Genomic DNA, 14,965 nt, shown 5'->3' with positions numbered 1-14,965 from the left:
CCGGCCTTTCCCACGCACGCATAGGGCGCATGACGGGCCTTGGGTGGCCCGTCCAGCCCGTGCAGACCCGGATTCGCGCCTCAGCCCGCCGGCCGACAAAGGCAGAATCGGGCGGCGGCCTATTGGGCCGCCACCGGATTGGGCGCGGGCTGGTCGGCCAGCAGCGGCTGCCCCGCCAGTTGCGCGCGGCGCAGCAGCGCCGGATTGGCCAGCAGGTTTTCCGCCACCGTCAGGTCGACGGGGGCGGGGCGGTTGTGCTCCGCCGGGCAGGCATCGCCATGGGTCATCACCACGGGACGGCTGGACGTGCGCAGGCTGGCCAGGATGGCGGCGGCGTCCGTCCGGCCGCTGGTGCACAGGGCCGGCGCCAGGCCCTGATGATCGAAGGAATGGCCGGCGGGGTTGACGATGCGCGACCAGGTGATGAACAGCTCACCGCCATTGGGCAGGCGGGTGACCGTCTGCACCACACCCTTGCCGAAGCTGGTGGTGCCCACGTCCAGGGCGCGGCCGCTGTCGATCAGGGCGCCCAGCACCACCTCCGCGGCCGAGGCCGTCTGCCCGTCGGCCAGCACCACCAGCGGCGCGCCGTCCAGGATATCGCCCGGCGTGGCCTCATAATGCTGGCGGCTGTCGGGGTGGCGGCCGATGGTGGTCAGGATGGGGCCGCTGGTGATGAACAGGTCGGCGACCGCCACCGCTTGGTCCAGCAGGCCACCGGTGTTGCCCCGCAGGTCCAGCACCCAGCCGGTGGGGGGGCCGCCCTCGGCCGCGCCCGCATCCCGGAAGCGGCGGACGGCGGCCTTGACCGCGTCGGCCGTGCCGGCGTTGAAACGGCTGACATGCAGCACGCCGGCCGCCCCCGCCCGTTCCGCCATCACGGTGGGCAGGATGATGCGCTGGCGCCCGACGGTGATGGTCAGCACGGCGTCCCCTCGGGACAGGCGCACGGGCACGCCGGTGCCGGGCGGGCCGCTCAACCGCGCCATCACGGTCTTGATGTCCATGGGGGGCAGGATATCGGGATCGCCCCCCGCCGGCAGAAGTCCGGCCCTGGGGGCCACGGGAATGCCGCCCACGGCGATGATCAGGTCCCCCACCAGCAGGCCGGCCGTCGCCGCCGGGCTGCCCGGGGCGACAGCGATGATGCGGAAACCGGTGGGTGTTTCCTCCAGCGTGACGCCGATGCCGTCATAGCCGTCGCGGCGCGCCCGTTCATCGCGCGCCGCACCCGGGGCGGTATAGCGGCTGTACGGGTCCAGGTCGGCCGCCGCCCCTTCCATCATGGTCCGGTACACCGCCTCGCGCGCTTGGTCGCCGCCCTTGGCCGCCAGGTCGGGTGACTTCGCCACCACCCATTCCGTCACGCCGGCCGCCAGGTGGGCCCAGGCGTTGGCGTCGGCGCCGTCGGGAAGGGGAAAGGTGCGTGCTTGCGTTTTCGTGCCCAGCACGCTGCCGGGGCCGCCCAGGGTGATGGTTACCGTCCGTGCATTGGCGGCGAGGGCGGTCACCACGATGCCCGGCACCCGCTCGCCCGTGTGGACCAGGCCATCGACCACCAGCCGGCGCAAATCCACCGGGTCCAGGTACAACTCATCAATGCGGCCATAGGCGCTGCGGTAGAATTGCTCGCTGAGCGTCGCGCCGCTGGGGGGGCTGCCGGATCCGGCGCAGGCGCCCAGTCCCAGGGCCAAGGTCAGGGCGCCCAGCACCAACACGCCCCGGGCTTGCGCACAGGCTGTGGCCACGTCGGCGGCGGCACGGACAAAGACTGACCGGCGGCTGGCTGGCGCCACGGCGTCTCCCTGGTGTTGTTATCCCCCGAGGGCCGTCCGCCCCGGGGTTCGTAACGGCCATCCTAACCGCGGATGCCCATGGCCCACTGCACGCCGATGACCGCACCCTTGAACAGGGGCAACAGGGCCAGCGACAGGGCCAGGGTCAGCGGTCCCCACAGGGCCGCGTGCACCCACAGGCTGGGGTGGAAGTTCTGTTCCACGGCAAGCGCCGATCCGACCACGATATGGCCGACGACGAAGATGGTAAAGTAGGGGGGCGCATCATCGGCGCGGAACTTGCCCGTTTCCAGGCCGCAATTGGTGCAGACCGGTGCCACCTTGGTATAGCCGACAAACAGGCCCGGCGCGCCGCAGTTGGGACAGCAGCGGCGTATGCCGCGCATCATGGCGGTGCCCACCATGCCCTTGGGCGGGGCGACGACTTCCTGGCTTGTCTCAATGATGGGCGTATCGGTCATGACATCCTCCGTGCCGTCGGCGACACGGGGGCCCGGTGCTGCCCGGACGGGATCATCGGGGGAAACGGGGTCGGTCGTCATGGACATAGATGATGGGTGCGGCCCGAGCCATGGTCCAGACGCGTTTGCCGGTTCTCAGCCCTGCTATCTACACTTGTTGTGCTTCGGCCGAATTGTGATCCAGGTGAACCCATACGCTGGGCTGCACCAGATCCCACAGGTTGCCGTACAGATCCTTGAAGACGGCGACGGAGCCATAGAACTCCACCCGCGGCGTCTCGCGGAATTCCACGCCCCGCTTGGTCAGTTCGTCATAGTCGCGCCAGAAATCGTCGGTTTGCCAGGAACAGGAAGACGCGGCCGCCCGCCTGCTTGCCGATGGCGGCCTCCTGCTCCGGCGTCGCGGCGCGGGCCAGGACCAGGCGGGTCTCGCCCGACCCCGGCGGCGCCACCACCACCCAGCGCTTGCCATCGCCCAGATCGGTGTCCTCCACCACGGTGAAGCCCAGCACGTCTCGGTACCAGGCCTTGGCCTCGTCATAGTCGCGCACGACCAGGCTCAGGCCGCTGATGAACTGACGGGGGCTCTCCATGGCGGTCATCCTTTGGGTTTGGCGCGGGCTTTCTGGCGGTCAGCCGTCTTTCTGGTCAGGCGGGCGCGGCCGCCCTTTTCGGTCGACTGGCCGCCGGCCAGCCAGGGCGCGTCGTCGGTGTCCTCGCCCAGCAGGGCGAACACCATGCTACCTGAGATACGATCCGCTTCAACCAGGCGCACCTTCACCACCGTGCCCAGGCGGTAGGTGCGGCCCCAGCGACGGCCCACCAATTGATGGTTGGCCTCGTCATGGTCGTAGAAATCGTCCGGCAGGGTGGAGATGGGGACCAGCCCGTCGGCCCCCGTCTCATGCAGGGTGACGAACAGGCCGAAGCGGGTGACGCCGCCGACCCGGCCGGTGAAGATGCCGCCCACCTTGTCCGACAGGTATGCGGCGACATAGCGGTCCAGCGCGTCGCGCTCCGCCGTGGCGGCCCGGCGCTCGGTGGTGGAGATATGCTCCCCCACCTGCACTAGGCGGCCCGCTTCCTCCTCATCCAGCCCGCCGGGCCCCAGGCCATAGGCCTTCACCAGGCTACGGTGGACCACCAGGTCGGCGTAACGCCGGATGGGGGAGGTGAAATGGGCGTAGCGCGGTAGCGCCAGGCCGAAATGGCCGATGTTCTCCGGCTGGTACAGCGCCTGGCTCTGGCTGCGCAGGATGACGGTGTTCACCAGGTCCGCCTCGGGCGTGTTCGCCGCCTTGGCCAGGATGCGGGTGAACAGGATGGGCTTCAGCACCTGGCCCTTGGCCAGGGTGTAACCCAGGGAGCCCAGGAACTGCCGCAGCGCCTCCAGCTTGTCGCGCGCGGGTTCGGCGTGGACGCGGTAGAGGCAGGGGGCGTGCTTCGCCTCCAGCGCTTCGGCCGCCGCCACGTTGGCGGCGATCATGAATTCCTCGATCAGGCGGTGGCTGTCCAGGCGGGGACGCACGCCGATGCTCTGGATGGATCCTGCATCATCCAGCTTCACCAGCCGTTCCGGCAGGTCCAGTTCCAGGGTGCCGCGGGCGTCGCGGGCCTTTTGCAGCACGGCGAAGGCGCCGTACAGCGGGTTGATCACCCGTTCCATCAGCGGGCCGGTCGTCTCGTCCGCCTCGCCATCGCGGGCCTTCTGCACCTGGGTGTAGGTCAGGCGCGCGGCGGAGCGCATGAGGCCGCGCACGAAGCGATGGCGCTTCAGCCGGCCCTGGCCGTCGATCCACATATGGACCGCCAGGCAGGCGCGGTTGACCGCCGGCTTCAGCGAACACAGCTCGTTCGACAGCGCCTCGGGCAGCATGGGCACGACGCGGTCGGGGAAATAGACGCTGTTGCCCCGGTCGAAGGCGTTGCGGTCCAGCGCCATGCCCGGCCGGACGTAGAAGCTGACATCGGCGATGGCGACCAGCAGGTGCCAGCCGCCGGGGTTGTTGGGATCGGTGTCGGGCTCCGCGAACACGGCGTCGTCGAAGTCGCGCGCGTCCTCGCCATCGATGGTGACCAGGGGGATGTCGCGCAGGTCGGTGCGCCCCTCCACCGTCGGCTCAGGTGCCGCCTCCGCCTCTTCGATGGCGGCCCGGGCGAACTGGGTGGGGATGGCGTGCTGGGCGATGGCGATCAGGCTGACGGCGCGTGGTTCCTCGATACTGCCCAGCCGTTCCACCACCCGCACCTGCTTCAGGCCCAGGCGCGAGGACGGCAGCAGTTCGGCCACCACCAGATCGCCCGGCTGCGCGCCTTCGGCATTGGCGTCGGCCACGGCGAATTCCGCCTTGGCGCGACGGTCCACCGGCTTCAGCCGGCCGCCGTCGCGGGCGCGTTCATAGATGCCGACGATGCGCGTGGCCGTGCCGCCGTCCAGCTTGCGCATGGTGCGGCCTTCGTAGATGTCCTCGCCATCGGCCTGCGGCTGGCGCGCCAGGCGGGCCAGCACGCGGTCGCCCAGGGCCAGTGCGGCATGGCCGCGCTTTTCCGCCACCATGTAGATGCGGGGCGGCGGGGTCTCATGCGCCCAGGTGGTGGGGCGGGCCAGCACCTCGCCATCCGGCGTGATCTCGCTGACGATCAGCACCGCCACCTCGGGCAGGGCGGCGGGTGCGGCCACGCGGCGCCCTTCGCCCTTCTCGATGGTGCCTTCGGACTCCAGGTCCTTCAGCATCTCCTTCAGGACGATGCGGCCGTCGCCGGTGATGTTGAAGGCGCGCGCGATCTCCCGCTTGCCGACCGGCACCGGGCTGGACTGGATATAGTCCAGGACCTCTTCACGCGAGGGGAAGGGGGCGTCGGCCGCACGGCGGGCCGGCACCGGCTTGGGCGATGGTGCCCGCCGGGGGCCCTCCGGACGCTTCGGCATACTGCTTCCTTGAAACGGGGTCGGCGGGCTCAGTCGCCCGCCGCCGCCTTGCTCTTCGTTGCCTTAGGCGCCGCCGGCTTCTTGGCGGCCGTGGTGGTCTTCTTCGCCGCCGGCTTTTTCTCAGCCGCCGTCTTGGTCGCGGCCGCTTTGGCCGGGGCCTTCTTGGCGGCGGCCTTCTTCGGCTTGTCCTCGCCGTCGGCGGCGGTCGCCGCCGGCTTCTTGGTGCCGTCCTTGGCCGCCTTGGCCGCCAGCAGGTCCACCGCCTGTTCCAGGGTGATGGTGTCGGCGTTGACGGCCTTGGGAATGCTGGCGAACACCTTCAGATGCTTCACATAGGGGCCGAAGCGGCCGCTGCCCAGGGTGATGGGCTTGCCATCCTTGGGATGGTTGCCCAGCTCACGCCCCGCCACCGCGCTTGCGCGCCGGCACGCCGGCCAGCAGCACCACGGCGCGGTTCAGGCCGATGGTCAGCACGTCGTCGTCGCCGGTCAGGTTCTTGTACGCGTCGCCATGCTTCAGGTAGGGACCGAAGCGGCCGATGCCGGCGGTGATGTCCTCACCCGATTCCGGGTGTTTCCCGATCAGGCGGGGCAGGGCCAGCAGGCGCAGGGCGATATCCAGATCCACGTCCGTCGGGTTCATGGCCCGTGGCAGGGACACGCGCTTGGGCTTGGGCTCGTCCGGCGCGCCCGTCTGGACATAGACGCCGTAGGGGCCGCGTTTCATGGCGACGGGGTAGCCCGTGTCCGGATCGGTGCCCAGTTCGCGGTCGGCGTTGCCCTCTTCCCCGCCCTCGACGCTCAGCGGTCGGGTGTACTTGCAGTTGGGGTAGTTGGAACAGCCGATGAAGGCGCCGTTCTTGCCCAGCTTCAGCGACAGCCGGCCGTCGCCGCACACCGGGCAGACGCGCGGGTCGCGCCCGCCTTCGGCCGGCGTGGGGAAGAAATGGGGCCCCAGCGCCTCATCCAGGGCATCCAGCACCTGGGTGATGGTCAGGTCCTTGGTGCCGTCCACGGCGCCGGAGAAGTCGCGCCAGAATTCCCGCAGCACCGTCTTCCAGTCGATGCGGCCGCCGGAGATGTCGTCCAGCTTGGATTCCAGGTCGGCGGTGAAGCTGTATTCGACATACCGGTTGAAGAAGTTTTCCAGGAAGGTCGTGACCAGGCGGCCGCGATCCTCCGGTTCGAACCGGCGCTTTTCCAGGCGGACATAGTTCCGGTCCTGCAGCACCTGCAGGATACTGGCATAGGTGGATGGCCGGCCGATGCCCAGCTCTTCCATCTTTTTCACCAGGCTGGCCTCGGTATAGCGGGGCGGCGGCTGGGTGAAATGCTGGTCGGCCTTGACCTCGCCCTTGTCCAGGGCGTCGCCGTCCTTCATGGCCGGCAGGCGGCTGTCCTTGTCCTCATCGTCGCCGGCGTCGTCGCGGTCCTCCTGATAGACCTTCAGGAAACCGTCGAAGGTGAGGATGGAGCCGGTGGCGCGGAACTGCGCCTCCCCCTTGGGCGAGGTGATGTCGGCCGACACCTGATCCAGTTCCGCGCTGGCCATCTGGCTGGCGATGGTGCGCTTCCACACCAGCTCGTACAGCCGCTGTTCGTCCTTGTCCAGGAACCGGCCCATCTGGTCCGGGCGGCGGAACATGTCGGTCGGGCGGATGGCCTCGTGCGCTTCCTGCGCGTTCTTGGCGCTGGACTTGTAGACGCGCGGGGCGTTGGGCACGTACTGGTTGCCGTAGGCCGAGCTGATCAGGCGGCGGGCGCCGTCGATGGCCTCATTCGACAGCTGCACGCCGTCGGTACGCATATAGGTGATCAGGCCCACCGTCTCACCACCGATGTCCACGCCCTCATACAGCTTCTGGGCGATGCGCATGGTCTTGGTGGTGCCGAAGCCCAGCTTGCGGCTGGCCTCCTGCTGCAGGGTGCTGGTGGTGAAGGGCGGGAACGGGTTGCGGCGCACCTGGCGCCGTTCCACGCTGCGCACACTGAACGACAGCGGCGCGATGGTCGCCAGTGCGGCGTCGGCGGCACCCTTGTTGCCCAGGGTGAACTTGTCCAGCTTCTGCCCGTTCAGGCCCACCAGGCGGGCGGTGAAGGGGGCACCGGCGGGGGTGCGGAATTCGCCTTCGACCGACCAGTATTCCTGCGGGCGGAAGGCCTCGATCTCCGACTCGCGCTCACAGATCAGGCGCAGGGCGACGGACTGGACGCGGCCGGCGGAACGCGACCCCGGCAGCTTGCGCCACAGCACCGGCGACAGGGTGAAGCCCACCAGATAGTCCAGCGCGCGGCGCGCCAGATAGGCGTCCACCAGTTCCTGGTGCACTTCACGCGGATGGGCGATGGCGTCCAGGACGGCGGTCTTGGTGATCTCGTTAAAGGTGACGCGCTTCACGTCCACCTTGGCGCTGATGCGCTTTTCGTCCAGCAACTGCTTGACGTGCCAGGCGATGGCCTCCCCCTCTCTATCAGGGTCGGTTGCCAGGTAGATGCGGGTGGCGCCCTTGGCGGCCTTGGTGATGTCGTCGATATGGCGTTTGGAGCGGTCGCCCAGCTCCCACTCCATACTGAAGTCCTCTTCCGGCTTCACCGAGCCGTCGCGCGCCGGCAGGTCGCGGACATGGCCGTAGCTGGCGAGAACGGTGTAATCGTCGCCCAGGTACTTGTTGATGGTCTTCGCCTTAGCCGGCGATTCGACGATGACGACGTTGCTGCCCGACAAAGGGGACCCCGCAATTCCGGAAAGGTGGCGATGCTATCCTGTCCCGGGGCTGGCCACTGGTGTCACGCCAGGCTGACGCGGCCCCCGGGATGGCGATGCAAACGCCCCGCCAGTTCCAGTTCCAGCAGGACGGTCAACACCACCGCCGCAGACAATTGGCAGTCCCGGACAATTTCGTCAATGCGTACAGGGGTGGGGCTTAAGCACAGGGTGACGCGGGGTCTGGCCGCCGCCACCGCCATTTCCCCCGGATCCGGCGGCGGTGGCACCGGTCCCCCACCCATTGGGGGTGCCGCCAAGGTGGACAGCCCCTGCGGGCCCAGATAGGCCAGGATGTCGTCCGCGTTCTCCACCAGCACGGCCCCGTCCTTCAGCAGGCGGTTGCAGCCCTGGGCACGCGGATCCAGGGGCGATCCGGGCACGGCGAACAGATCCCGGCCCTGTTCCAGCGCCAGGCGGGCGGTGATCAGCGACCCGGACTTCAGCGCCGCCTCCACCACCAGCACGCCGCGCGACAGCCCCGAAATCAGGCGGTTGCGGCGGGGGAAGTGGCGGGCCTGCGGTTCCGTCCCCGGCGGCGATTCGGCGACCAGGGCACCCAAATCGGCGATGCGGCGGTGCAGCTCCGCGTTTTCCGGCGGGTAGACCACGTCCACCCCGCCGGCCAGGGCCGCCACCGTGCCTTTATGGAGGGAGGCTTCGTGGGCGGCGGTATCGATGCCGCGCGCCAGGCCGGATACCACCACCAGTCCGGCGTCGGCCAGGTCGCGGGCGATGCCGCCGGCGATCTTGCGGCCGGTCAGCGAGGCGTTGCGGGCCCCCACCACCGCCACCGCCGGACGGCTGAGGATGGACGGGTTGCCCAGCACGGTGATCACCGGCGGCGCATCCTCCACCGCCGCCAGCTGGGGCGGGTAGTCGGGCTCGCAACTGGCCAGCAGGCGGGCGCCCATGCGGTCCAGCGCCGCCAGTTCCCGTTCGGCCGCCGCGCGCGGGGCCACGTTCAGCGGCCGGTCGCGCCCGCCGCGCCGGGCCAGGTCGGGCAGGGCCTCCAGCGCCGTGGCGGCGTCGCCATAGCGCTCCAGCAGCCGGCGGAAGGTGATGGGCCCCACCGATTCCGACCGCGACAGGCGCAGCCAGTCCAGCCGCTCGGCAGGGGAAAGGGTCCGATCCAGCCTCAATTCGGCTGCTCCGGTATCTTGAAGCCCAGGTAGGTGCCGGCGCTGATGCCCAGCACGCCCAGGGTATAGGGGTCGAAATCCGGCATGCAGCGGTGCACCACCACCTCCACCAGGAACAGCACGCCCAGGACGAATGTCCAAACCACCGACTGGAAGCGGTGCAGGCTGATGCCATTGGCGTCCGTGAGGATATCGTGCAGGAAATTCCGGGATGCCAACTTCAACGCCAGGGCGCCCCGGGTGAGGGCCAGGGCGGGCTGGGCATCGGCCGGCGTCGTGGGGTCAGCCGTTTGTACCAGGGTCGCCTGGTAGGCGGTCAGGATGGGATTGGTCTTGGTCTGCTCCACCATGACGGCGCCGATGGCGGTGCCGCTGCCCAGGCCCATCAGGCACAGGGCCTGGCCGGTCAGGGTGTCCAACTCTCCCGTCACCAAGAACAGATAGAGGTATGCCGCCAGCACGATGACGAACCACCAGGCCATCTGTGTCTGCGCCAGGCTGAAGGGCCGGGCGCAACGGCTTGCCGTTGGGTTTGCTGAGGCCGGCGAAGCTTTGCGGGGCGCCGTCGCGCAACATGTCGGTGGACGTGGCCAGCCACAGCAGCACGGACGACACCGCCACCAGCAATAGGCAACTGCCCACCGCCAGGGGCCGCTGCGCCGGGGGAATGGCGCGCCAGGCGGTGGCGAGGTCCGGCTGCGGACGACTGGACATGACGGTGACGGCCATCGTCGGCGCCGTGGGTGCCGCCCCATTCGATTCCACCTGGGCGCTCACCTGGGCGTCAGCGGGTCCGGCCACCATATGCAGGCCCCCGCCCAAGACCATCAGCAACGTCAGCACCAGCAACACCCTGCGCACCATGCCCCACCCCCGTTTGATCCGGCGAATCTACAATGGTGCACCTAACGGGGGAATGACCATCGCAAAGTCGCGGGCAGGGTGTTGGGAAGCCGACAGGTCTATTCGTCCGTGGGAATGAAGCGGAGCGTGCCCGCCTGCCGCGTCGGCCTGCCCGTGTCGTTCGTGTGATTGACGCCGTCCATGACGGGCACCTCGGGGAAGTCGAACGGGCTCACCCCGTCCAGGCAGGCCACGTTCACCGCGTACAGGTTTTGGTCGGATCGCCGTTGATGGTGGGTGTAAATCCCGCAGCGGGAACAGAAGAAATGCCGCGCCGCCCCGGTATGGAAGCGATAGCATGTCAGCGCCGCCTCACCCTGGGTGATCCTGATCCCGCCCATCGCCGCCATGGCGACGACGGCACCCCGCATGCGGCAGTAGGAACAGGTGCAGCGGCGGATCGAACGGAGGCCATCGCTGAGCGCCACGTCGAAACGCACCGCGCCGCAATGGCACCGGCCGGTCCGAACGGTGGTCTCGTTCGCCCTGTCGCCCACCATGTCGATCATGTCCTCTCAAAATCACCCCCGCCCCTTGTCGTGGCGGGTGGGCCAGAGGTATCCCGGGAATTCGAACCGGACAATCCATCAAGGACTCGCGCATCATGTGAGGAAATCTCACGCGACGGCGGGAACAACCGCCAGGCGGGCAAATTCAGGGATGGTGTCTGCGGCGCTCCCGGTCCAGGGCACCATGAAATGGTGAGGCCCGCGACCGCAATTGCGCACCAGGATTGCGGGCATCGCGCCTTCCGGCGGCCGGGCTGAACCGGCACCATTTGCAAATTCCGTTGCCCCGCGCTTCCCCGCCTGCGTTCCCAAGGACCGCCTGTGACCGTCGAACCCAGTACGCCGCCTGATCTGGTCCCCGACCCCGCCCCCAATTCGGCGCCCGAGCCCATGCCTGCGGCCCCGCCACCGGTGCCGTCCACCGGCATGTTCCGGTCATTACGTATCCGCAACTACCGGCTCTGGGCCATCGGCGCGCTGGTATCCAACATCGGCACCTGGATGCAGGGCACGGCGCAGGACTGGCTGGTGCTGACAGAACTGGCCCACGTCAACGCGGCGGCGGCGGTGGGCATCGTCATGGCCCTGCAGTTCGGGCCCATGGCCCTGCTGCTGCCCGTCACCGGATTCGCGGCCGACTATTTCGACCGGCGCAAGCTGCTGTTCTGCACCCAGGCGGCCATGGGGCTGCTGGCCCTGGGCCTGGGCCTGCTGACCGTGCTGCACCTGGTGCAGCTGTGGCACGTCTATGTCTTTGCCGGCGTGATGGGCTGCGTCGTCGCCTTCGACGCGCCGGCCCGCCAGACCTTCGTGTCGGAGTTGGTGGACGAGGGGCATCTGGCCAACGCCGTGGCCCTCAACTCCACCGCCTTCAACGCCGCGCGCATGATCGGCCCGGCGCTGGCGGGCCTGCTGATCTCGGCCGTGGGCTCGGGCTGGGTGTTCCTGATCAACGCCGTCTCCTACGTGGCGGTGCTGGGTTCACTCGCCCTGCTGCGGGTGGATGAGTTGCGGCCCACCACGCGGGCGGCGCGCGGGCGGGGCAGCCTGGTGGAAGGTTTCCGCTATGTCTGGCTGCGGCCGGACCTGAAGGCCATCCTGCTGATGCTGTTCCTGATCGGCACCTTCGGCCTGAACTTCCCCATCTTCATCTCCACCATGTCGGTCAGCGCCTTTCATGCCGGCGCCGGCGAGTACGGGGTGCTCAGCACCGTCATGGCCACGGGCTCGGTCGCCTCCGCCCTGTGGGCGGCGCGGCGGGCCCGGCCCACCCTGTCGCTGCTGCTGTGGGCGGGGGGCGTTTTCGGGGTGGGGTGCGCCCTGGCCGCCTTTATGCCCAACTACTGGCTGTTCGGCATCGTGCTGGTGGCCATCGGGGCGGCGGCGCAGACCTTCATGACCTCTTCCAACAGCCTGGTGCAACTGTCGACCGACGGGCCCATGCGGGGGCGGGTGGTGGCCATCCTGCTGGCCATCGCCATGGGCGGCACGCCCATCGGCGCCCCCATCGTCGGCTGGGTGGCCGATACCCTGGGACCCCGCTGGGCCCTGGGCCTGGGGGCGGTCAGCGGCGTGCTGGCGGCGGCGGTGGGCCTGCGTTTCCTGGCCACCCGCAACAAGCTCGAGGCGGTCAGAACCGAAGCGTGAAGGCGGTGCCGCCGCCCTCCACCGGGGATGCTGCGATGGTGCCGCCGTGGGCCAGCATGACTTGCCGGGCCAGCGGCAGGCCGATGCCGCTGCCCTCACGCTTGGTGGTGTAGAAGGGGACGAAGATCTTGTCGGCCACGTCCGCCGGGATGCCGGGGCCGTTGTCGCGCACCAGGATGTTCAAATGCCCGGTCACGTCCAGGTGGCTGGCCAGGGTGACGGCGGGGGGCCGCGCCTGGGTGCCGGCGACCTTGGCCTCGTCCAGCGCCTCGACCGCGTTTTTCACCAGGTTGATCAACAGCTGGTCCAGCAGGTCGGGGTCGGCGCTGATCTCCAGCGATGGTGGCAGGATCACCACCTCCAGCGCCACGCCGTGCTCCGCCAGCGCCGGCCCCATCAGGCCCTCCACCCGGGCGAACAGTTCCTTCACCTTCAGCTTTTCCACCCGTGGGCGCGGCATCTGGGTGTAGCGGCGGTAGCGTTCCACGAAGCGCAGCAGGCCGCCGGCGCGGCGGGTGACGGTGTCCATCGCCTCCGCCGCGTCGGCCGCGTCCAGCAGCACGGCCGGCGGCAGGCCGGAGACCGCCTCCAGCTGCGCGCGCAAGTCGGCCAGCAGTGATTGCGCCGTGCCGGCCAGCGAGGACACCGGCGTCAGCGAATTCATCATCTCATGCGTCAGCACCCGCACCAGGTCCGACCAGGCCTTGACCTCCGTTGCCTCCAGCTCCCCGCCGATGTTCTGCAGCGACAGCAGCAGGCGCGGCCCGTCGGCCAGGGTCAGTTGCGTGGCCCGCACCGTCAGTTGCAGGGGCGTGATACCGCCCGCCACCTTCAGCAGGGCGTTCTGGCCCGGCTGCATCACACGGAGGGCCGAGTCGAGTGTGCCGCCATCCATCAGGCGGCGGTTCAGGTCATCGTGGCCGATCAGCCGGCGGGCGACATTGTTCAGCAGGTTGACGCGCCCGTCGGGATGCACCTCCGCCAGGGCGACGGGCACATGTTCGATCAGCACCTTCAGATAATCGGCCTGGCGTTCGGTGTCGGCGCGGGCGGCGCGGAACCTGTCGAACACGCCGGCGAAGGCGCGGCCCAGTTCCTGGAAGGACGGCCCCATGTTGCGGTAGCTGAAGCTCTGGGTGAAATCGGAATGGTTCAGCGCGTTCAGGAAGCGCGCCAGTTCCCGGTTGGTGGTGTTCACCACCCGTACAACGCCGCCGATCTGCACCGCGATGGCCAGGCCGATCAACGTTTCGGTCGCCTGGTAGCCGGTGGTGCCCAGCAGGCCGCCCAACGCCAGGCAACTGAGGCACAGCAGGGTCACCCGGATAGTCAGCGCCGTGCTGAACGATGGCTTAAAGGCCATGCTTCTCCATCCGGCGGTAGAGCGAGGTGCGGGTGATGCCCAGCTCCGCCGCCGCGTGGCTGATGTTGCCCTGGTGCTTGTCCAGTGCCCGGCGGATCACCTGGGCTTCCACCGTTTCCAGGTCCAGCGTACCCAGGGTCAGGCCGTCATCGCCGGTCGCCTGCGCCGCCGCCGCCGTGCTCCGCGCCCCGCCGGGGCCGCGGCCGGCGGCGGCGGGCAGGGAGAAATCCTCCGCCTCCAGCACGTCGCCGGCGCCCAGAATCATGGCGCGCTCCACCGCGTGGCGCAGGGCGCGGACGTTGCCCGGCCAGTGATAGGTCTTCAGCCGCGCCAGCGCGTCGTCGGACAGGCGGCGGGGCGGGATGGCGTACTTGCGGGCGTAGATGGCCATGAAGTGCGCCACCAGGGCCGGTATGTCCTCCGGCCGGTCGCGCAAGGGCGGCAGGCGCAGTTCCACCGTGTTGATGCGGTACAGCAGATCCTGGCGGAAGGTCTCCGGGCTTTCCAGTTGTTCCACCGGCATGTTGGTGGCGGAAATCAGGCGCACGTCGATGGGGACGGGCCGGTTGCCGCCCACCGGGATGACCACCCGTTGTTCCAGCACCGACAGCAGCTTGCTCTGCTGGTACAGGGGCAGGTTGCCGATCTCATCCAGGAACAGGGTGCCGCCGTTGGCCGCCACCAGGCGGCCCACCCGATCCTCCTTGGCGTCGGTGAAGGCGCCCTTCTTGTGGCCGAACAACTCGCTCTCGAACAAATTCTCGGAAATGGCGCCCAGATCCACGGCCACGAACACTTGGGACGCGCGGCGGGACCGGCGGTGGATCTCGCGCGCGATGACCTCCTTGCCGGTGCCGTTCTCCCCCAGGATCAGGACGTTGGCGTCGGTGGGGGCGGCGCGGTCCACCAGGGTCAGCACCCGGGTCATGGCCGGGCTGGCGCCGATCAGCGCCTGTCCCGGCTGGTCCAGGGCTGCCGTCAGTTCCTTGTTGCGCGCGCCCAGCTGTGCCGCCTCCCGCCGCGAGGCGGTCAGGGTCATGGCGCTCATCAGCGTGGCGACCAGGCGCTCGTTGGACCAGGGCTTCAGCACGAAGTCGCAGGCGCCCTGCTTCATCGCCTCCACCGCCGTGCCGACGTCGCCATAGGCGGTCATCAGGATGACGGACAGGGTGGGGTCGATCTCCAGCACCCGGCGCAGCCACTGGAACCCTTCGCGGCCCGTGTTGGCGCCGATGGCGAAGTTCATGTCCAGCAGGACGGCGTCGAACCCCTCCTCCTTCAACAGCAGGGGGATGCGGTCCGGCTGGCTTTCGGTGTGGACCAGGATGCCTTCGCGTTTCAGCAGCAGGCGGGCGGCGATCAGGATGTCCTGGTCGTCATCGACCATCAGGATGCGGCCACTCTTCTGCGTCATGTCTTTACCCAGCCCCTCAATCTACTGTCCGAAATCGT

General features: G+C 69.1%; 10 protein-coding genes and 1 pseudogene. 1 reads left to right on the top strand and 10 read right to left on the bottom strand.

All coding sequences use genetic code 11. From position 1 onward, the window contains the following. Positions 1 to 119: 119 nt before the first annotated feature. The 8 genes and pseudogenes from PW843_08345 to PW843_08310 form a co-directional block, all read right to left on the bottom strand. Complete coding sequence (locus PW843_08345) at positions 120 to 1,796, bottom strand: S41 family peptidase (GenBank protein MDE1146617.1); 1,677 nt, start codon at positions 1,794 to 1,796, stop codon at positions 120 to 122. Between the two features lie 62 nt (positions 1,797 to 1,858). After that, positions 1,859 to 2,338 (bottom strand): DUF983 domain-containing protein, encoded by a 480-nt coding sequence (locus PW843_08340; protein ID MDE1146616.1) that lies wholly within the window; start codon positions 2,336 to 2,338, stop codon positions 1,859 to 1,861. 230 nt (positions 2,339 to 2,568) lie between these two features. Continuing rightward, positions 2,569 to 2,850 carry a VOC family protein gene (locus tag PW843_08335; GenBank protein MDE1146615.1) on the bottom strand — a complete coding sequence of 94 codons (282 nt, stop codon included), beginning with the start codon at positions 2,848 to 2,850 and terminating at the stop codon, positions 2,569 to 2,571. A 5-nt stretch (positions 2,851 to 2,855) separates the two neighbouring features. After that, positions 2,856 to 5,186, bottom strand: a complete 2,331-nt coding sequence (rnr, locus tag PW843_08330; protein ID MDE1146614.1) for a ribonuclease R — start codon at positions 5,184 to 5,186, stop codon at positions 2,856 to 2,858. Positions 5,187 to 5,215: 29 nt separating this feature from the next. After that, positions 5,216 to 7,910 (bottom strand): annotated as a pseudogene (gene topA / locus PW843_08325) (type I DNA topoisomerase). A gap of 62 nt (positions 7,911 to 7,972) precedes the next feature. Next, positions 7,973 to 9,091, bottom strand: a complete 1,119-nt coding sequence (gene dprA / locus PW843_08320; GenBank protein MDE1146613.1) for a DNA-processing protein DprA — start codon at positions 9,089 to 9,091, stop codon at positions 7,973 to 7,975. Continuing rightward, a complete protein-coding gene (locus PW843_08315) occupies positions 9,088 to 9,573 on the bottom strand; it encodes a hypothetical protein (protein MDE1146612.1) in 486 nt (161 codons plus the stop codon). The genes dprA and PW843_08315 overlap by 4 nt, the downstream gene beginning before the upstream one ends. A 480-nt stretch (positions 9,574 to 10,053) precedes the next feature. Beyond that, positions 10,054 to 10,503 (bottom strand): GFA family protein, encoded by a 450-nt coding sequence (locus tag PW843_08310; GenBank protein MDE1146611.1) that lies wholly within the window; start codon positions 10,501 to 10,503, stop codon positions 10,054 to 10,056. Positions 10,504 to 10,893: 390 nt separating this feature from the next. Here PW843_08310 and PW843_08305 point away from each other — a divergent pair, with 390 nt between their 5' ends. After that, positions 10,894 to 12,150, top strand: a complete 1,257-nt coding sequence (locus PW843_08305; protein MDE1146610.1) for an MFS transporter — start codon at positions 10,894 to 10,896, stop codon at positions 12,148 to 12,150. Here PW843_08305 and PW843_08300 read toward each other — a convergent pair. Both PW843_08300 and PW843_08295 read right to left on the bottom strand, forming a co-directional pair. Next, positions 12,134 to 13,513: an ATP-binding protein gene (locus PW843_08300; GenBank protein MDE1146609.1), complete on the bottom strand. Its 1,380-nt coding sequence runs from the start codon at positions 13,511 to 13,513 to the stop codon at positions 12,134 to 12,136. The two genes, PW843_08305 and PW843_08300, sit on opposite strands and share 17 nt — an antisense overlap. Beyond that, on the bottom strand, positions 13,503 to 14,927 hold the full coding sequence (locus PW843_08295) for a sigma-54 dependent transcriptional regulator (GenBank protein MDE1146608.1): 1,425 nt from the start codon (positions 14,925 to 14,927) through the stop codon (positions 13,503 to 13,505). Before PW843_08295 ends, PW843_08300 begins: the two co-directional genes overlap by 11 nt. Between the last annotated feature and the right edge of the window lie 38 nt (positions 14,928 to 14,965).

Source organism: Azospirillaceae bacterium (assembly GCA_028283825.1).
Classification (GTDB): domain Bacteria; phylum Pseudomonadota; class Alphaproteobacteria; order Azospirillales; family Azospirillaceae; genus Nitrospirillum.
Note: the sequence above shows the minus strand (reverse complement) of the source record. Positions and strands in the feature narration are given on the sequence as shown.